Consider the following 19,206-nt stretch of genomic DNA (forward strand, 5'->3'; position numbering starts at 1 on the left):
CCGGCGTATGGGTCCCCGCCTTCGCGGGGACGACACCATGGCTATTCAAGCCGCGTTCTTCTTGCGCATGCGGTCGATCAGCTGATCTTCCCAATAGGAGAGACTGCCGAGCGTCACTGCAGTCGCGTTGGCGCGGCGGTAGTACATGTGGCAGTCGAACTCCCAGGTGAAACCCATGCCGCCATGGACCTGGATGTTGTTCTTGGAGCAATGCTGGAACGCCTGTGTCGCGCTGATGCGCGCGGCGGCGGCGGCTTCCGGCAGTTCCGAGGCGTTGGTCGAGAGCGCCCAGGCGCCGTAATAGCAATTCGAGCGCGCCAAGGTCGCCGAGACATACATGTCGGCAAGGATGTGCTTCACCGCCTGGAACGAGCCGATCGGCCGGCCGAAGGCGATACGGTCGAGCGCGTAGTCGCGGCCCATCTCCAGCGCGCGGTCGGAACCGCCGACCTGCTCGAACGCCATCAGGACAGCCGCGCGGTCGAGCACTTGCGTGAGAATGCCCCAGCCTTCACCGGCGGCGCCGAGCGGCTCGGCCTTGCAGTTCTTGAAGGTCAGTTCGGCCTGGCCGTGGGTCGGATCGATGTTGGTCAGAGACCTGACCTCGACGCCGCCGGCCTTGAGGTCGACCAGGAACAGCGAGATATCGGCATCGCGGCCGGTCGATCCCGTGCGCGCGGCAACGACGGCGAAGTCCGCAATGGCGCCGTCCGGCACCGGCTTCTTGACGCCGCTCAGCGTACCGCCGGAGGCCGGCAACTTGATCGCCTGCGGCGATGGATTGCCCTTGCCCTCGAACAGCGCCAGCGTGCCGATCGCTTCTCCGGAGGCGATCTTCGGCAGCCATTTCTGCTTCTGCGCGTCGCTGCCCGCGAGCAGCAGTGCTTCGGCGGCAAGATACACCGTCGATGAGAACGGCACCGGCGCCAGCGCACGGCCCATTTCCTCGGCGATCACGCAAAGCTCGAGATGACCAGCACCAGCGCCGCCGAACTCTTCGGGGATCGCGACGCCGAGAAAGCCCATCTCGGCGAGGCCCTTCCACAAGGCCTTGTCGTAGGTCGTCTTGCCGTCCAGCACCTCACGCACCGCTTTCGGCGGGCACTTCTCGGCAAGGAACTTCCTCGCCGCATCGCGCATCTGCTTTTGTTCGTCGGAGAAATCGAAATTCATGGCGTGTTACCTTTTCTTACGGTCATCTTATTTGCCGTCATTCCGGGGCGCGCGAAGCGCGAGCCCGGAATCCATCGCGCCAAGGAACGCGCGGCCCAATGGATTCCGGGCCTGCGCCTAACGGCGCATCCCGGAATGACGAGTGGAGAGAGTTTCGCTTTCATTTCAGTACAATCACGTCCTCTCCCGGATTGTCGGCGTAAAGCTGCTCCACCAGCGCGGCGCGGCGTTCGAGGCCTGCGCGCTGGTTGATGTAGCCTTTGTCGGTGAGTTCGTTGCCGTCGATGGAGGGCGGCTCCGCCATCAGCATGGCGCGGGCGATCCGCATGCTGCTGCCGGTGCAGGAGGCGTTGTGCGCTTCCAGCCCGCGCTTCAGGCAGGCGATAATTTCGGGATGCCTGACCACGTCTTCAAACGACGCGTCGGGATTGCCGACGAGTTGCCGGCAGGCGTGCAGATTGGGCCATGCCAGAAGACCAATGAATTCCCGGTCCTGCCCCGCGACCAGCGCGTCATGCACCGCGGGCGTCGCGGCGGCGATGGCATCGGTGCGCAGCGAGCCGACGTGCACAAAAGTGCCGGTGGTGAGCTTGAAGTCCTCGACCACGCGGCCGGCGAAGATGATGCCCTGCAGCGGGTCGTTGTCGTCAACGAACACGCCGGCATCACCGATACAGTAGAAGCCTTCCTCGTCGAACATCTTCTTCGTGAGATCGGGTTGGCCGAAATAGCCCGGCGTGACGTTGATGCCGCGCAGCCGCAGTTCGTACTTCGATCCGCACGGCACCATCTTCAATTCGACGCCGGGGAACGGCAGCCCGATCAGGCCGACGCGTTCGGTGTCCCAATAGGTGCCGGTGGAGGTCGGCGCGGTCTCGGTCGAGCCCCAGCCGGTATAGAACACGATGCGCTCGCCGGTGGTTTTCACTGCCAGCACCTGCATGCGGTCATAGAGATCGTCAGGCAATCGCGCGCCGCCATAGGCCATGACGGTCAGATTCTTGAAGAAACTACGACACAGCGCATCGTCCTTCTCCATCGCCGCCGCCAGCGCGGCATACCCCGCTGGCACGTTGGCGTAATAGGTCGGCGACACCTCGTGGAGATTGCGAAGGGTCTCCTCGAACAGGCCCGGCATCGGCCGCCCGTCGTCGATATAGAGCGTGCCGCCATCGACCAGGATGGGATGGAATGCCGCGTTGCCGCCCATGGTGTGGTTCCACGGCATCCAGTCCAGCATGGTCGCGATCGGCCCGTTCGGATCGCGCGGCCGCACCTGCATCATCATCGCCGCATTGGCGCACATCATCTCCTGGGTGTTGATGACGGCCTTGGGCATGCCGGTCGAGCCCGAGGTGAACAGCAGCTTGCCGACGGTGTCCGGCGTGATCTTTGCGATCGACTCGTCAACGGCCTTCGTCACCGGCGTCGCGGCGAGGTCGGCAAACGACACGCTCTTGATGCCTTCGCAGGGCCGCAGCACATGCACGACGGTGACGCCGGTGAGATCGAGCGCTTTCAGCGCCTTCTCGAAGGTCGGGCCATCCTGCACCATCACGACCGCAGGCTTGATCAGGTTGAAGAGGTATTTGAGCTTGAGATGATCCTGGCTCATCAGCGAATAGGCCGGTGACACCGGCGCCGCCGGCAGGCGCGCCTGCATCGCGGCCTGCGTCATCAGCGCGTGCTCGATGGAATTGCCGGACAAGATCGTGACCGGGCGACCATCTGCGACGCCGAGGTTGAGCAGGCCCTGCGTCAGCCCGTCGACGGTGCGCCTGGCTTCACCGTAGGAAACCTTTCGCCATTGCCGGTCCGCGCCGCCGCGCTGCGCCAGCCAGATGCGATCGGGCGCTTGCTTTGCCCATTTCGCCAGCGAGGCCGGAATATGCTTCTCGTAAGACTGCAGCGGAATGCGCGACTTCAGCACGATGACGCCGTCCGGCCGCCGCGCGACATCGATGTCGCGCTTCAGCCATTCGATCTTGCGAAAGCCGGGCTTGGTCAGCACCTCGGCTGCGTTCCCACTCATATTGCGTCTCCCGGAATTCGGTCCTTTTTCGGATCCTTCGTTCTTGTCTTGCTATCGTTTGATATAGACAGGCTTTCGCTTTTCAAGGAAGGCCCTGATGCCTTCGCCGAATTCTTCCGAGCGGCTGCACAGCACCTGATTGCGGTCTTCCATCGCGATCACGGCTTCGATCGAGCCGGCATCGACACTCATATTGAGGCATTCCTTGGAAAGCCGGAGGCCCACCGGCGACGCCGTCATCATCGCCTCGACATAAGGTTCCGCTGCCGCATCGAGCGCGTCTTCCTCGACCACTTCTGAGACGAGCCCAACCGCGAGCGCGCGGTCCGCGCCGATGAAGCGTCCGGTGAGGATCAGTTCCGACGCCACGGAGACGCCGACCAGCCGCGGCAGGAAATAGCTGGTGCCGATATCGCAGCCGCCGAGACCGAGCTTGATGAAGGCGCAGTTCATCCGCGCCGACTTGGTCGCAATGCGAATATCCGCCGCCAGCGCCAGCGCGAAACCACCGCCGGCCGCGGCGCCCTGCACCAGCGCGATGATCGGCTGCGGGCAACGCCGCATCAGCATCACGATGTCGGCAATCCGGCGCTGCGAATCCAGCGACTCGGTAACGCCGGGCGGCTCCTGCTGCCCGGCCCGGCGTTTCATGGCGTGTTTGAGATCGAGGCCCGCGCAGAAATTCTCGCCGGCACCCTTCAGCACCACCACGCGCGTGGTGCGGTTGCGCTGCAGGCCTTCGAAATAGGCGTTCAGCGCATCGATCATATCAGGGTTGAGCGCGTTGAGGCTATCCGGGCGATTGAGCATCACCCGGTCGACCCCGTCGTCATGTTCGATCAGCAGCGGTTGAGTCACGAAGCGCTCCTACCCATCGTCGTCCCGGCGAAGGCCGGGACCCATACGCCGTGCCACTGCGTGACGGCACGGTCGTAGAGACCTTCTTAAGCAAGAACCGCCGCGGAGTATGGGTCCCGGCGTTCGCCGGGACGACTCGCGGAGATTACGCCGCCTACCGCGGCGCCATGCGGATGGCGCCGTCGAGGCGGATGGTCTCGCCGTTGAGCATCGGGTTCTCGACGATGTGGACCGCGAGGTTGCCGTACTCGGAGGCGTCGCCGAGGCGGGCCGGATGCGGCACCTGCGCGCCGAGGCTCTTGCGAGCCTCCTCGTTCAATCCCATCAGCAGCGGCGTCAGGAACAGGCCCGGCGCAATGGTGTTGACGCGGATCTTCAGGCTGGCGAGGTCGCGCGCGGCCGGCAGCGTGAGGCCGACGACGCCGCCCTTCGACGCCGAATAGGCGATCTGACCGATCTGGCCTTCATAGGCCGCGACGCTGGCGGTGTTGATCGCAACGCCGCGTTCTTCACCGATCGGGGGCGCGGTGGCGAGCCGTTCGGCGAACAAGCGCAGCACGTTGAAGGTGCCGATCAGATTGACGTTGATGATGCGGACGAATTTTGCCAGCGGATAGACGCCGTCCTTGCCGACGGTGCGCTGCGATCCGCCGATGCCGGCGCAGTTCATCAGTACGCGCGCGATGCCGTGCGCGGCTTCGGCCTTGGCGATCGCGGCCTTGATCGCTTCCTCGTCGGTGACGTCGGCATGCAGGGCGACGCCCTTGACTTCGGCGGCGACTGCTTCGGCGTTTTCCTTGTTCTGGTCGATCACGCCGATTTTTGCGCCCTTGGCGGCCATGGCGCGGGCGGTAGCGGCACCGAGACCGGAGCCACCGCCGGTGATGAGAACGGCAACATCATTCAACTGCATTTTGAGACCCTTTCCTTGAACTTTTCCTTGGACGTTTCTTCTCTGGACGTGCGAATGGCGAACAGGGAGTGGCGAATGGAAAATTCCATTCGCTATTCGCTACTCGCCATTCGCGGCTTTCTTTTCACTCAGCATGCCGCCGCAGATCAGCGCTTCCATGTGCTTGATGTACTGGCGGCAGACTTCGTCGGTGACCGGACCGACGCCGGTCGCGCGCGACATCGCGTGGCGGCCGAAAAACAGGTGATCGCAGGCACCGACCAGGCTGGTGTAGAACATCACGGGATCGATGTTGCGGAACTCGCCGGCCTTGATGCCCTCGGCGAGCAGCCGTCGCTGAAAATCCAAAAGCGGCGCGACGAAAAACTTCGACACCTCGTCGGCCGCTTCCGTGCTGCTTTCATGCAGCAAATAGTGGATCAGCCGGTTCATGTACGGGAACTGGTAATAGGCGCGGATGATGCCGCCGATATGCAGCTTGAGTTTGGCGGTCGGCGAGATCGGCTGGCTGATCAGATATTCGAGTTGCGACATTTCTGTCGCGGCATCGCGCGCCAATAGCGCCAGCAACAGCCCGTCCTTGTTGCCGAAATGGTATTTCACCAAAGCGGCGTTGACGCCGGACTTCTGCGCGATGTCGGAGAGCGACACCTCGATCGAGGCGCGTTCGATCATCAATTCGCTAGCCGCCACAAGCAGCTTCTCGGCGGTGGTATTTTTGCCGCCCGCCAGTTTGGTCGGTATGCTGGTATTCAACCCTGATGCCATCACTGCCTGCCGGAAATTCCGGCCGCACATAAGCGCATGCCGCGGCTGCACTCAAGAGTTAATTGATTGATTGACTAAATCCCGTGCCACCCCTTAAATCCGGCCCATCATTCAAAAACCATCCAACAACAATTCAGGGAGAACAGACATGGCCGAGGCCTATATCGTCGCCACCGCTCGCACCGCCGGGGGCCGCAAAGGGGGACGTCTCGCAGGATGGCATCCGGCCGATCTCGCCGCCTCCGTGCTGGATTCGCTGATCGATCGCAGCGGCGCCGACCCCGCGCAGGTTGAGGACGTCATCATGGGCTGCGTGATGCAGGCCGGCGAACAGTCCAACAATATTGGCCGCAACGCCGTGATGGCTTCAAAGCTGCCGGAAAGCGTGCCCGCCACCTCGATCGACCGCCAGTGCGGCTCGTCGCAGCAGGCGCTGCATTTCGCGGCGCAGGCGGTGATGTCCGGCACCATGGATTGCGTGATCGCAGCCGGCGTTGAATCGATGACGCGGGTGCCGATGGGCCTTGCGTCGTCGCTGCCGGCCAAGAACGGCTTTGGTCACTACAAGAGCCCCGGCATCGAGAAGCTCTACCCGAACATCATGTTCAGCCAGTTCACCGGCGCTGAAATGATGGCGGAGAAATACGGTCTGTCCAAAGACGAACTCGATACGTACTCCTACAACAGCCACCAGCGCGCGATCGCAGCGACGCAAGCCGGCAAGTTCAAGGACGAGATCGTCTCGCTGCAGATCACCCGCGCCGATGGCACGACCGACACCCACCACATCGACGAGGGCATCCGCTTCGATTCCAGCCTCGACGGCATCAAGGGCGTCAAGCTGATCGCCGAGAACGGCAAGCACACCGCCGCCAGCGCCAGCCAGATCTGCGACGGCGCTTCGGGCGTGATGGTCGTCAACGAAAAGGGCCTCAAATCGCTCGGCGTCAAGCCGCTGGCGCGCATCCATCACCTCACCATGATGGGCGGCGATCCCGTGATCATGCTGGATGCTCCGCTGCACGCTACCAAGCGCGCACTGGAGAAGGCCGGCATGTCGGTCGACGACATCGACCTGTTCGAGGTCAACGAGGCCTTTGCCGCGGTGCCGGTTGCGTGGCTGAAGACCACCGGCGCCGATCCTGAAAGGCTCAACGTCAATGGCGGCGCGATCGCGCTCGGCCACCCCCTCGGCGGCTCCGGCACCAAGCTGATGACCACGCTGGTCAACGCGCTCAAGCAGCGGGGCAAGCGCTACGGCCTGCAGACCATGTGCGAAGGCGGGGGCATGGCGAACGTGACGATTGTGGAACGGCTGTAAGCTGTAGCGCTTACAGTTGCTGCGACAATAAATGGTGTCGTCCCGGCCTTGAGCCGGGACCCATAACCACAGGAGTTCGTGGTTATGCTGGGCTGGAGCTCCAGCCGATTTCAACAACTCAACTCGGTGGTTATGGGTCCCGGCGTTCGCCGGGACGACACCGGTGATTGTTTCAGGATTTTTCCATGACCCATCCGTCGATCTACGCCCGCACGCTTCCGAACAAGATCGCCTACCAGATGGCGGGCACCGGAAAAGCGATCACCTATCGCGAGCTTGACGAACTCTCGAACCAGGGGGCGCATCTGTTCCGCGCGCTCGGCCTCAAGGCCGGCGACCACATCGCGTTCCTGATGGAGAACCGCCTGGCGTTCATGGAGATCTGCTGGGCGGCGCAGCGCGCGGGACTCTATTACACCGCGATCAGCCGCTATCTGACCGAGGATGAGATCGCCTACATCATCAAGGATTGCGGCGCCAAGGTCTTCATCACCACGCCGAAATGCGCCGAGAAGGTGCAAGGCCTGATCAAGGGCGAGCCCGGCGAACCGCTGTTCTTCATGGTCGACGAGCCGCAAGCGGGTTTCCGCTCCTGGGACAAGGAAGCCATCGCGCAACCGACGACGCCGATTGCGGACGAGGTCGCCGGCTACGACATGCTGTATTCGTCGGGCACGACCGGACGGCCGAAAGGCATCAAGAAGGCGTTCGAGGGCAACAAGATCGACGTGCCCAACCAGTTCCTGAAAGTCCTCTGCGGCGACATGTGCGGCATGAATGCCGACAGCATCTACCTGTCGCCGGCGCCGCTCTATCATGCGGCACCTTTGCGCTTCAACATGATGGCGACCATCCTCGGCGGCACTTCCATCATCATGGAATCCTTCGACGCCGAGGAATTCCTGAAACTGGTCGAGAAATACAAGGCCACCCAATCGCAGCTGGTGCCGACCATGTTCGTGCGGATGCTGAAGCTGCCGGAGGAGGTGCGTACGCGCTACGACGTTTCATCGTTGAAGGGCGCGATCCACGCCGCCGCGCCCTGCCCGGTCGATGTGAAAGCCAAGATGATCGAGTGGTGGGGACCGATCCTGATCGAATATTACGCCGGCTCCGAGGGCAACGGCGTCACCGTGTCGAACTCACAGCAATGGCTGAGCCATCGCGGCACCGTCGGCCGCGCCGTGGTCGGGAAGGTCAAGATTCTGGACGAGAACGACCAGGAAGCGCCGACCGGGCAGATCGGCACGGTGTACTTTGCCGACGCGCCTGTGTTCGCCTATCACAACGATCCCGAGAAGACGAAACGCGCCTACAACGACCGCGGCTGGTCGACGCTCGGCGACGTCGGCTATCTCGACGACGAGGGCTTTCTCTACCTCACCGACCGCAAGAGCTACATGATCATTTCAGGCGGCGTGAACATCTACCCGCAGGAGACCGAGGACGTGCTGATCACCCATCCCGGCGTCGCCGACGTCGCGGTATTCGGCGTGCCGAACGAGGAAATGGGCGAAGAGGTCAAGGCGGTGGTGCAGCCGCACGACATGGCCAAAGCCGGCAAGGAGCTCGAGGCCGAGCTGATCCTGTTCTGCCGCAAGCATCTTTCGCCGATCAAATGCCCGAAGAGCATCGACTTCGAGGCTGAACTGCCGCGCACCCCGACCGGCAAGCTGGTGAAGCGGCATTTGCGGGACCGGTATTGGCCGAAGCCGGCGGCGAAGGGGTGAGTCGTGCTTGCACACTCCCTGGGAGGGTGGGCACTTTGCATCAGGGACGAGATTACATCGATGCTGCCGGCGAGCAGGTGAGGGATTGCGCTGCGCGCAGATGCATTCGCCCGCGCTGCTTGGTGGCAGTAGTGGTCCATTGTGCTTCGATTCGCTGAAAGTCTTTCGACAGTTTTCCGCGATGGCTGCCGCCAGTCTCGAAGGGGGCGTTCCCCTCGGGCGACAGCTCGAAGATTTCGACCTGCAGATCCGACAATCTGACGAACATCTGGACCTTTATCTTCGTCACCTGGCGTCCGACCTGTATGAGCCGCATCCCAACGCTTCCACGTGCTTCTCGTTCAGGGCACGCACCGAATCCAGGGTAATGACGACGTTCTGCACCCTCCTGTCACCATCCCAACTGAACTCGCCAAAAAAGCCGCGCGGCAAATTCCGGGTCAGATCCGTCACGTCAGCCGCGCGCGCGGCGGAGCCAAGCAGCAGGCTCGCTGCCGCGATCACCAGAACGAGGCGCGAAATCCAGCCGTGAAAATTTGTCAGCCCCAGCCAACGCATTGGTATGCATCCTGCGAGTTCGTGTTGCGGTCGTTAGTGGCCCCGGAGGCGGCCAAGGTTCAAGCCGTTGTGTTCGGGGCGGCAAGGCAAGCAACGGAGCCGCGCATGTCGGCCGGCAAGCTGGTGAAGCGGCATTTGCGGGACCGATATTGGCCGAAGGCGGCGGTGAAGGGGTAATATCTCGCTGTCGTCCCGGCGAAGGCCGGGACGACGCGAGTCTTAGATTCCGTCATGCCCGGGCTTGTCCCGGGCATCCACGTCTTTACAGTCTCACCAAGAAGAACGTGGATGGCCGGAACAAGTCTGGCCATGACGAGGAAACGCCATGACCGCCCTCCCCGACATCCCCCTCCCCTCCGGCATTCGCTCGCGCTATGTCGAAAACATCAACGGCCTCTCCATGCATGTGCTGGAAGCCGGCTTCGAGACACGCGGCCGGCCCTGCGTGCTGTTGCTGCACGGCTTTCCCGAGCTTGCCTTCAGCTGGCGCAAGGTGATGCCGCAGCTGGCGGCCGCGGGCTATCACGTGATCGCGCCGGACCAGCGCGGCTATGGCCGCACCACGGGGTGGGATGCCAATTACGATGGCGACCTCGCCTCGTTCCGGCTCACCAATCTGGTGCGCGACGCGCTCGGGCTGGTGTCGGCGTTCGGCTACCGTTCGGTCGATGCCGTGATCGGGCATGACTTCGGCTCATCGGTCGCCGCTTGGTGCGCGCTCCTGCGGCCGGATGTGTTCCGTTCGGTCGCGCTGATGAGCGCGCCGTTCGCCGGCCCGCCGGCGCTGCCGTTCAACACCGCGGATGCACCGGCCAAGCCTGCAGCGGAAGACCCCATCCATCGCGAACTGGCGGCGCTGCCGCGGCCGCGCAAACATTATCAATGGTACTATTCGACGCGCGAGGCCAACGCCAACATGCACCACGCGCCGCAGGGCGTGCATGATTTCCTGCGCGCCTACTACCATCACAAGAGCGCGGACTGGAAAGACAACGCGCCCTATCCGCTGAAATCATGGACGGCGGACGAGATCGCCAAACTGCCGACCTATTATGTGATGGATTTTGTAAAGGACATGGCCGCGACCGTCGCCGAGGAAATGCCCTCTGCCGCCGCGATCGCCGCGAACACATGGCTGCCGGACAGCGAGCTTTCGTTCTACAGCGCCGAATATACCCGCACCGGTTTTCAGGGCGGCCTGCAATGGTACCGCTGCGGCACCTCGGGGGCTTTCGTGGCCGAGTTGCAGACCTGGTCGGGCCGCACCATTGACGTGCCCTCGGCCTTCATTTCGGGCAAGCAGGATTGGGGCACCTACCAGCGCCCCGGCGTATTCGAGACCATGCAATCAAAAGCCTGCACCAACATGATCGGCTGCCATCTCGTCGATGGCGCCGGCCATTGGGTGCAACAGGAGCAGCCTGCCGAAGTGAGCCGGCTGCTGCTGCAGTTTCTGGAAAAGGGCCAAGCTGCCCGTTAGCGCTTTGACCGATCGCCCGTGCTCGGCGTCGGCATCCTGATCGGCGCGTCGTAGGCTCAGCTCACAGCAAGCTCGGCATCACTACGTCGGTGATGATTCGCCGCGGCGGCAAATTGGCATCCTTGGTGTTGTAGTTGCCGGCCGTGCTTGCGACCACCAGATCGAGCCCCGGAAATACAGTCAGCCGCTGGCCGCCATTGCCGGCGGCGTTCCACAAGTGCTGGTTGGAGCGCGGCATGGTCGGCGTCTCCATGGTGAAATCCAGATTGTACCATTGGTAGCCGTATTTGCGCTCTTCCTCGATCGGCACCACGGGTGAGGTGCTGCGCGCGATCCATTCCGCCGGCACGACGGAACGGCCTTCCCAGACACCGCCGCGCAGCGTCAGTTCGCCGATCCTGGCAAGATCGCGCGGCGTCATACGGATACCAGACGCCGCGATCAGCTCGCCGCGATTGTCTGCGTGCCAGTCGGTCGGGCCGATCCCGAGCGGATCGAACAAGGCTTCGCGCGCATACGCGTGCAGCGATTTGCCCGTTCCCTTGGCGATCAGGCGTCCGAGCAGTGCGGTGGCGCCGCCATTATAGACCCAGCGCTGGCCGGGCTCCGTCACGATCGGCCGGTCGAGAATGTAGCGGTACCGATCCGGCGCCATGTCCATGGCGGTCTCGCTGTTGGCCGGATTGGTATAGGGCATCGATTCGTTCCAGTCGGTGCCCATCGTCATCGACAGCACATGATGCAGTGTCCAGCGGCTGCGCGCGGGATCGGCCGCAAGATCGGCATATTCGGGAAAAGACTGCATCAGTCGATCCTCCGGCGCCGGCACTTTGCCGGCGGCCAGCGCGATCCCGTACAACAGGCCGACGATGCTCTTGGATACCGAGCGCAGATCGTGCAGCGTATCCGGCTTGAAAGAAACCTCGCCCACCGGCCGGTTTCCCCTCGCGGTGTCCTCACCCTCGAAATAGCGCTCGAACACCAGCCGACCGCGCCTCACCACGACGACGCCATGGAGGTTCCATATCCGCTTGTCCGCGATTGCCTTGTCGAGGCGCGCCGGCAGATCATCATCGAAGCCGGCTTCGCGGAGCGAAATCGACTGCCAGGCGGCGGCCGCGGCCGAAACGGGTCCGGCCAGGGGGCCCATCAGTATCCCACCCGCGCCGGCCAGAACCTGCCGGCGGTTGAACCTCGACACATTCACGATCTTGCCTCCCGCGGTTGGCGCGCGGCCGTCACAGGAATACAGCTTCATGTCCGACTTGTGACACCGTCGCCAAAGGGCTTCAACTTCCGTTGAGGTCGCCGATCTCCGGAAAGAACAGGTCTTTCCATGAAATCGGCTCGTTCCTGGTGGTGCCGACCTTGCGCATGAATTTGGCGAATTTCATCGTCGCCGCCGGCGTCATGGTCCATTCGACATTGGGACCGGTGACGACCTTCGTCACCATCTCGAGCGGCAGTTTGGAGCCGGAATCGTTGATCCAGCTTTGCGCCGTGCCCTTGGGATCTGCGGCGATGATCGAGGTGGCCTCCTTCACCGCGTCGAGGAAAGCGGCGTAGAGTTCGGGATTGTCCTTGCGGAACCGCGCCGAGGTCCATGCCACCGTGAACGTATGCGGCCCCAGCACGTCGAACGAGGTCAATATGGTGCGGATGTTCTTCTGCTCGAGTTGCTGAAACTGGAACGGCGGCACGCTGAAGGCCGACGAGACGCCGCCCGCGCCGCTCAATAGCGCGATGGTCGCATCCGGCGGCGACATCGACACCGTCAGCGGATCAAACTTGGCGTAGTTCGCCTCGCCAAAAGCTTCCGCCGCCGCCATCTGGAGCAGGACTGCCTGCACCGATACTTTGATCGAAGGCACCGCGATGCGATCGCGCTCGCTGAAATCCTTGATCGACTTGATGTCGGGATTGGCGGTGTTCAGCAGAAACGGCTGCGAGGAGAGCGCGCAGATGCCCTTGACCTCAAACGAGGTGCCTCTGGTTTTGTCCCACAGCGTGATCAGACCAGGCACGCCGCCGCTGACGATGTCGGTAGAGTTCGACAGCAACGCCTCGTTCATCGCCACCGGGCCGTTGAAGCGCTGCCAGGAGACCTTGAAGTCCTTCAGGCCGCGTTGCGAGGCGTATTTCTCGATGAGCCTGTCGCGCTTCATGACGTTGAATTGCAGGTAGCCCATCGAAAACTGTTCGGCCAACCTGATCTCGGCCGCACCGGCCGTCGTCGGGCCGATGGCGAAAGCGATCGCGGCAGCTGCCACCCAGGTGGTCCTCATGGTCGTCTCCCCGTCTTTTCATTTTTTGTTGATCGGGAGACTAGCGCGCGAAAGGCGAGCGCGCCAATAGCACTGGCAGCATGACGGCCCTGCCGCTGTACAGCCATTGCTCTTGCGGCGCCTCGCCAAACTGAGCATCATCCGCGCCGCATCAAGAACAGACCGGGAGCAAGCCTTGGCCAAATCGCAATGGAGCTTCAAGACCGCCGTTGAATTGTCGGCAGCGCTCGCTGCAAAAAAGGTTTCCGCCGTCGAGCTGGCGCAGGACGCGATCGGCCGCATCGAACGGCACGATGCCAAGATCAACGCGATCTGCGTGCGCGATTTCGACAGCGGCCTCGCCGCTGCGCGTGCCGCCGATGCGGAACTGGCGCGCGGCGTCAGCAAGCCGCTGCTCGGCATCCCCATGACGGCGAAGGAATCCTTCAATATCGCGGGCCTGCCCACGACCTGGGGCATCCCGGCGCAGAAGGATTTCAAGCCGACCGAAGACGCGCTCCCCATATCGCGCATCAAGGCTGCCGGCGGCGTGATCCTCGGCAAGACCAACGTGCCGCTCGGGCTCGCCGACTGGCAGAGCTACAACGACATCTACGGCACGACAAACAATCCGTTCGATCTCGGCCGAACGCCAGGCGGCTCGTCCGGCGGATCGTCGGCGGCGCTCGCGGCCGGCTATGGCGCGCTGTCGCTCGGCTCCGACATCGGCGGCTCCTTGCGCGTTCCGGCGTTTCACTGCGGCATCTATGCGCACAAGCCGACCTTCGACCTCGTGGCCATGCGCGGCCACACGCCGCCGCCCTTCCCGCCGCTGCCGTCCAACCGCGATCTTTCCGTGATCGGGCCGATGGCGCGCGGCGCGGCCGATCTCTCGCTGCTGCTCGACGTGATGGCCGGTCCCGACCCGCTCGACGCCGGCAAGGGTTACAGACTGGAGCTGCCAGCGGCGCGCCACACCGCGTTGAAGGATTTCCGCGTGCTGCTGATCGATACCGATCCGCTGATGCCGACCGACAAGACTGTGCGCGGAACGCTGGAAACACTTGCCGCCAATCTCGCCAAGGCCGGCGTCAGGGTCGAACGGCAAAGCCGGCTGCTGCCCGACTTCGCCGCATCATCCCGGCTCTATATGCGAATGCTGATGTCGTTCCTCGCGGCATCCTTTGCGCCCGAGGTCTATGCCGGCGCGCAGGCTGCGGCGGCATCCCTTCCGGCCGACGATATGAGCCTCACCGCCGAGCGCCTGCGCGGCATCGCGCTCAGCCATCGCGACTGGCTGATGGCCGACGGCGGGCGCGTGCGTCTGCGCGCGCAGTGGCGCGAGCTGTTCAAGACGTTTGACGCCGTGATCTGCCCGATCATGCCGACGCCCGCCTATCCGCACGATCACTCCGCCGACCAGGAACAACGCCGCATCAGGATCGACGGCAAGGACCACGTCTATTCCGATCAGCTCGCCTGGCCCGGCATCGCCACCCTGCCCGGCCTACCCTCCACCGCGATACCGACCGGCTTCGCGCCGGACGGATTGCCGATCGGCGTGCAGATCGTCGGCCCCTGGCTGGAGGACCGCACGCCCTTGAGGCTCGCCGAGCTGATCGAGCGCGAATTCGGCGGGTTCAAGCCGCCGCCGATGTTGGATGATTGAGCTGGAAACTTACCTGCAACGTCATTGCATGTGGTGCGAAGCGACCCATAATCGCTCCAACAAGCCGAAGGGAAAGCCATGAGCAACGACATCGAAGAACTCACCGCGCTGAACCGCGACTATGTCGCCTCGGTGCAGAATTGCGACGTCAAACGCTTCGACGAGATTCTGGCGCAGGAGTTCTACTGCTCCAATCCCGACAAATCGCTGGTCGACCGATCAGGCTTTCTCAAGCAGACCGCCGTGCCGGTGACGATCCGGAATCTGCGGGCCGACGACGTCAAAATCCGCGTGCTCGGCGACTTCGCCATCATCCACGCCGCGACGCGTTATACGACGGCGGATGGGCAGGAAGCCCATGGGCGGTATACCGATTGCTGGGCGAAGCAGAACGGGAAATGGCTCGCGGTGTCCGCGCATGTGTCGCGGTGAACACCAGCCGTCGTCCCGGCCTTGAGCTCAGATGCGCAATTGCGCATCGGGGGACCCATAACCACCAGCGGCGATTGCTTTTGCACGCTGGTCGTTATCTTCCTTGTTTAGCCACGTCGGCCGCGGCGTATGGGTCCCGGCCTTCGCCGGGACGACGCATAGGTGAAGTTCGCAACACGCGCAGTTCACTCACGCATCGAACATGATCACGCTGCGCACGGTCTTGCCCGCCTTCATCGCTGCAAAACCCTCGTTGATTTCGGACAGTTTCAGTTTGGCCGAAATCCAGTCTTCCAGATGCAGCTTGCCGCGCATGTAGAATTCGACCAGGCGGGGCATGTCGACGCGGAAATGGTTGGAGCCCATCGAGGAGCCCTGGATCCTGCGCTCGCGCAGGAAGTCGAAGCCGTGCAGCTCGATCTTCTGGCCGAACGGTATCATGCCGACGATGGTCGCGGTGCCGCCGGCGGCCAGCATCGCGAACGACTGCTCCGCGGTCTCCTTGCGGCCCAGCACTTCGAAGGAATGGTTGACGCCGCCCTTGGTGAGTTCGCGCACCTGCTGCACGACGTCGCCGTTGCGGGGATCGACGATGTCGGTGGCGCCGAGTTTGGTCGCAAGCTGCAGCTTGGCGGGATTGGTGTCGATCGCGATGATGCGGCCGGCGCCGGCGATCGCAGCGCCGTTAATCGCGGCCATGCCGACGCCGCCGCAGCCGATCACCGCGACCGTTTCGCCGGCGGTGACTTTGGCCGTGTTCACGACCGCGCCGTAGCCGGTGATGACGCCGCAACCGATCAGCGCGGCCAGTTCGAGCGGCATATCGTTGCGGATTTTGACGATGGCGTTTTCGTGCACCAGCATCTGCTCGGCGAACGACGACAGATTAAGGAACTGGTTGAGTTTCTCCGAGCGCGCCCAGGACAGCCGGTTGGACACGCCCGGCAGCATTTTTACCGTCGTGTCGGTGCAGAGCACGGTGCGTCCGGTGGTGCAATTGTCGCAGGTGCCGCAGAACACCGACAGGCAGGTCACGACGTGATCGCCGGGTTTCACATAGGTGACGTCGGAGCCGACTTTTTCCACCACCCCGGCCGATTCATGGCCGAGCACCGCAGGCAGCGGATGCGGATAAAGCCCTTCCATGAAATGCAAATCAGAGTGACAGAGGCCGGCGACGCGGGTGCGGATCAGGACTTCGCGCGGGCCGGGATTCGGCACGCTGACATCCTCGATCACGAGCGGCTGATTGACTTCATGCAGAACGGCGGCCTTCATCGGGTACTCCCTTGATTGTTTTTCTTGAATATCAGCGTGGTCGGAAGCCTACGCTGCGGTGAGCAATTCGCCAACCTCGGCCATGCCCACCGCGCGTTCGCCGAGCAGGTGCTCCGTGATCGCACGCTGCGTGGCATTTTCCGCCAAGCGGAACGGATCAGACGCGGCCACCCGGTGATCGATCACCATGCGCGAGAGCAGCAGCCGCTTCGCATCGCCGCGCATCTCATGGATGCGGCCGCCCTCCCATGCCAAGGCCACGGCGCTGGCGACATGATAAAGCAGACTGGTCGCACGCCGCGCATCGCCTTCGTTATCCGACTTGCTGGCGACCTCGCGCGCAAAGCCGATAGCGCGGTCGGTCAATTCGCGCAGGCGGTTGCGCCAGGCCTGCGGCACATTGGCGCTGTCATCGAGGCGGGCGTGCAGATCGGCGGCGAGCGCCGCATCGGCGCCGTGGCGGCCGACCGCGCGTTTCAGCGCATCGATCGCGACGATATTGCCGGTGCCTTCCCAGATCGAACCGAGATGTGCGTCGCGCAACAGGCGCGGGGTCGCGAATTCCTCAATGTAGCCGATGCCGCCGCGCATCTCGAGCGCATCACCGCAGACCTTGCGGGCATCGCGGGTGGCGCGGAATTTCAGCGTCGGCGTCAGGATGCGCAGCAATGCTGCCGCGTCCTGGCTGCCGGCTTCAGCGCGATCAAGCGCGTCAGCGGTGAGAAAACTCATCGACAACGCCTGTTCGGTTGGCAGCATGATCTTCATCAATTGCCGCCTTGCCAGCGGCAGATCGATGATGCGCTGGCCAAACACCACGCGATTTTTCGCCACCGTCATCGCGTCATGACAGGCGCGCCGCATCAGTGCGGTGGATTTGACGCCGTTGGAAAGCCGCGACGAATTCACCATCTCGGCCATCTGCACGAAACCGCGATCGAGCTTGCCGACGGCATAGGCAATCGCGCCTTCCAGCTTGATCTCGCCCGAAGCCATCGAGCGGGTGCCGAGCTTGTCCTTCAGGCGGACGATCCGGTAGTGGTTTTGCGACCCATCCTCGAGCCGCCGCGGCATCAGGAACAGACCGACGCCACGCGTGCCGGGCCCTGCGCCTTCCGGGCGTGCCAGCAACATCACCACTTCGGCGTCGGCATTGGAGCAGAACCATTTCTCGCCATGCAGCCGCCAGTGATCGCCCTCCTGCACGGCCGTCGTGGTGAGCGTGCCGACGTCGGAACCGCCTTCCTTCTCGGTCATGAACTGGCCGCCCTGGGTCAGCTTGCTCATGTCGGTTTGCGTCAGGCCGTCGAGATATCGCGCCTTCAGGGCCTCGCTGCCGAAATTATTCAACAGCTTGGCGCAGCCGTCGGTGACGTTGATCGGACAGCCCAGCCCGAACTCGGCCTGATTGAACAGGAACGTAAAGGCGTGCTTGGCGACAACGGGATATTTGTCCGGCCATCCCATGATGCCCTTGCGGATCGACAGCGCGTGAATGCCGAACTCGCCGAATGCGGCCTTCTCCAGTTCGCGATAGGCCGGATGATATTCGATATACTGGGAATCGCGTCCAAAACGGTCGCGCTGGTGCAGCACCGGCGTGTGGCGATCGGCGAGCCGCGCGCATTCGTCGAGATGACCGCCGGCAAGCCCGCCGAGCCGGTCGAGATGCGGTTCGATGTGGCGAAACAGCGGCTCCGGCAAATGCAGCCGCAGCAGATCCGTCAGCGCCGGATCGGCCCGGTAGAAATTCATCCCCGAGGTATCAGGCGCAAGCAATCCTGGCTTGTCGGCCGGAGCCGTGCTGCGATCATGCGTGAGGGGTTGCTGCATTTTTATCTCTTGTTCGTTCCGCCCGATATTGATCATCTACCGATAACGCAGGCGATCAAGCCGTCAACAAGCATAATTGGAGGGTCACCCCATGGCGGACGGATATCAGCCTCGCCATGACCCGGCGGGTTGTCTGGCGGAATTACGCCCCTAAATACGTGTTCCCGGTCATTTCTGGAGAGCCGCCATGCCGACCCCGCCAACCTACAAGACCGCCCTGATCGTCGGCGCCGGCGAGGGATTGAGCGCATCGCTGGCGCGGCTCTTCGCGCGCGAAAAAATCCGCGTCGCGCTGGCCGCCCGCAAAATCGAAAAACTCGGCGCGCTGTGCACCGAAACCGGCGCCCGCGCGTATGCCTGCGACGCCACCAACGCCGACGAGGTCGAACGGCTGTTCGGTCAGGTCGAGCGCGAGATCGCTACGCCTGATCTCGTTGTCTATAACGCCAGCGGGCGGGCGCGCGGCCCCTTCACCGACCTGGTGCCGGCCGACGTCGCCAACGCGATCGCGGTCAGCGCCTTCGGCGGTTTCCTGGTGGCGCAGCAGGCGGCGTTGCGCATGCTGCCCAACAAGCATGGCGCGATCCTGTTCACCGGCGCCTCCGCCAGCGTCAAGGGCTATCCGCAGTCAGCCCCGTTCGCGATGGGCAAGTTCGCACTGCGCGGCCTTGCCCAGAGCATGGCGCGTGAACTATCGCCGCAAGGCATTCACGTCGCGCATTTCGTCATCGACGGCGGCATCCGCAGCGCCGCCCGCACCGAGCCCGCCGACCGGCCGGATTCGATGCTCGATCCTGACGCCATTGCCTCGAGCTACTGGAACGTGCTGCAGCAGCCGCGCAGCGCCTGGACCTGGGAGCTGGAATTGCGGCCGTGGGTCGAGAAGTTTTAGCACAC

The 19,206-nt window shown here is 63.4% G+C and carries 17 protein-coding genes; 6 read left to right on the forward strand and 11 right to left on the reverse strand.

The window, feature by feature from the left end:
* Positions 1 to 45 precede the first annotated feature (45 nt).
* The 5 genes from JQ611_RS23095 to JQ611_RS23115 form a co-directional block, all read right to left on the reverse strand.
* Positions 46 to 1,173 carry an acyl-CoA dehydrogenase family protein gene (locus JQ611_RS23095; protein ID WP_212466686.1) on the reverse strand — a complete coding sequence of 376 codons (1,128 nt, stop codon included), beginning with the start codon at positions 1,171 to 1,173 and terminating at the stop codon, positions 46 to 48.
* A gap of 160 nt (positions 1,174 to 1,333) precedes the next feature.
* The gene (locus JQ611_RS23100; protein WP_212466687.1) at positions 1,334 to 3,205 is read right to left on the reverse strand and encodes an AMP-binding protein; all 1,872 of its coding nucleotides are present in this window, start codon (positions 3,203 to 3,205) and stop codon (positions 1,334 to 1,336) included.
* 51 nt (positions 3,206 to 3,256) lie between these two features.
* On the reverse strand, positions 3,257 to 4,063 hold the full coding sequence (locus tag JQ611_RS23105; protein ID WP_212466688.1) for an enoyl-CoA hydratase/isomerase family protein: 807 nt from the start codon (positions 4,061 to 4,063) through the stop codon (positions 3,257 to 3,259).
* Positions 4,064 to 4,217: 154 nt separating this feature from the next.
* The gene (locus tag JQ611_RS23110; RefSeq protein WP_192737070.1) at positions 4,218 to 4,976 is read right to left on the reverse strand and encodes an SDR family NAD(P)-dependent oxidoreductase; all 759 of its coding nucleotides are present in this window, start codon (positions 4,974 to 4,976) and stop codon (positions 4,218 to 4,220) included.
* A 99-nt stretch (positions 4,977 to 5,075) separates the two neighbouring features.
* Positions 5,076 to 5,744, reverse strand: coding sequence for a TetR family transcriptional regulator (locus JQ611_RS23115; RefSeq protein WP_212390107.1), 669 nt, complete (start codon positions 5,742 to 5,744; stop codon positions 5,076 to 5,078).
* Between the two features lie 148 nt (positions 5,745 to 5,892).
* Here JQ611_RS23115 and JQ611_RS23120 point away from each other — a divergent pair, with 148 nt between their 5' ends.
* Both JQ611_RS23120 and JQ611_RS23125 read left to right on the forward strand, forming a co-directional pair.
* The gene (locus JQ611_RS23120) at positions 5,893 to 7,065 is read left to right on the forward strand and encodes an acetyl-CoA C-acetyltransferase (RefSeq protein WP_212269732.1); all 1,173 of its coding nucleotides are present in this window, start codon (positions 5,893 to 5,895) and stop codon (positions 7,063 to 7,065) included.
* A gap of 185 nt (positions 7,066 to 7,250) precedes the next feature.
* Positions 7,251 to 8,795, forward strand: a complete 1,545-nt coding sequence (locus tag JQ611_RS23125; protein ID WP_212466689.1) for an acyl-CoA synthetase — start codon at positions 7,251 to 7,253, stop codon at positions 8,793 to 8,795.
* A 52-nt stretch (positions 8,796 to 8,847) separates the two neighbouring features.
* Here JQ611_RS23125 and JQ611_RS41820 read toward each other — a convergent pair whose 3' ends face one another.
* Together JQ611_RS41820 and JQ611_RS41825 are read right to left on the reverse strand one after the other, a co-directional pair.
* Entirely contained in the window at positions 8,848 to 9,084 is a 237-nt protein-coding gene (locus JQ611_RS41820; RefSeq protein WP_249133386.1) for a hypothetical protein, read from the reverse strand.
* Positions 9,081 to 9,353, reverse strand: a complete 273-nt coding sequence (locus tag JQ611_RS41825) for a hypothetical protein (protein ID WP_249133387.1) — start codon at positions 9,351 to 9,353, stop codon at positions 9,081 to 9,083. The genes JQ611_RS41820 and JQ611_RS41825 overlap by 4 nt, the downstream gene beginning before the upstream one ends.
* 325 nt (positions 9,354 to 9,678) lie before the next feature.
* Here JQ611_RS41825 and JQ611_RS23135 point away from each other — a divergent pair, with 325 nt between their 5' ends.
* A complete protein-coding gene (locus tag JQ611_RS23135; protein WP_212466690.1) occupies positions 9,679 to 10,833 on the forward strand; it encodes an alpha/beta fold hydrolase in 1,155 nt (384 codons plus the stop codon).
* Positions 10,834 to 10,894: 61 nt separating this feature from the next.
* Here JQ611_RS23135 and JQ611_RS23140 read toward each other — a convergent pair whose 3' ends face one another.
* Both JQ611_RS23140 and JQ611_RS23145 read right to left on the reverse strand, forming a co-directional pair.
* Positions 10,895 to 12,091: a serine hydrolase gene (locus JQ611_RS23140; protein ID WP_212466691.1), complete on the reverse strand. Its 1,197-nt coding sequence runs from the start codon at positions 12,089 to 12,091 to the stop codon at positions 10,895 to 10,897.
* Between the two features lie 31 nt (positions 12,092 to 12,122).
* On the reverse strand, positions 12,123 to 13,118 hold the full coding sequence (locus JQ611_RS23145) for an ABC transporter substrate-binding protein (protein WP_212466692.1): 996 nt from the start codon (positions 13,116 to 13,118) through the stop codon (positions 12,123 to 12,125).
* A gap of 175 nt (positions 13,119 to 13,293) precedes the next feature.
* Between JQ611_RS23145 and JQ611_RS23150 the strand changes: the two genes are divergently transcribed.
* Complete coding sequence (locus JQ611_RS23150) at positions 13,294 to 14,766, forward strand: amidase (RefSeq protein ID WP_212466693.1); 1,473 nt, start codon at positions 13,294 to 13,296, stop codon at positions 14,764 to 14,766.
* Positions 14,767 to 14,844: 78 nt separating this feature from the next.
* Positions 14,845 to 15,198 (forward strand): nuclear transport factor 2 family protein, encoded by a 354-nt coding sequence (locus JQ611_RS23155; RefSeq protein WP_212269725.1) that lies wholly within the window; start codon positions 14,845 to 14,847, stop codon positions 15,196 to 15,198.
* A 189-nt stretch (positions 15,199 to 15,387) separates the two neighbouring features.
* Here the strand turns inward: JQ611_RS23155 and JQ611_RS23160 are convergent, their stop codons facing one another.
* On the reverse strand, positions 15,388 to 16,476 hold the full coding sequence (locus JQ611_RS23160) for a Zn-dependent alcohol dehydrogenase (RefSeq protein ID WP_212269724.1): 1,089 nt from the start codon (positions 16,474 to 16,476) through the stop codon (positions 15,388 to 15,390).
* A 48-nt stretch (positions 16,477 to 16,524) separates the two neighbouring features.
* Positions 16,525 to 18,309, reverse strand: a complete 1,785-nt coding sequence (locus tag JQ611_RS23165) for an acyl-CoA dehydrogenase family protein (protein ID WP_212466694.1) — start codon at positions 18,307 to 18,309, stop codon at positions 16,525 to 16,527.
* Positions 18,310 to 18,496: 187 nt separating this feature from the next.
* Between JQ611_RS23165 and JQ611_RS23170 the strand changes: the two genes are divergently transcribed.
* Entirely contained in the window at positions 18,497 to 19,201 is a 705-nt protein-coding gene (locus tag JQ611_RS23170) for an SDR family NAD(P)-dependent oxidoreductase (RefSeq protein ID WP_212466695.1), read from the forward strand.
* Positions 19,202 to 19,206 lie beyond the last annotated feature (5 nt).

It is taken from the genome of Bradyrhizobium sp. AUGA SZCCT0182, assembly GCF_018130185.1.
Classification (GTDB): domain Bacteria; phylum Pseudomonadota; class Alphaproteobacteria; order Rhizobiales; family Xanthobacteraceae; genus Bradyrhizobium.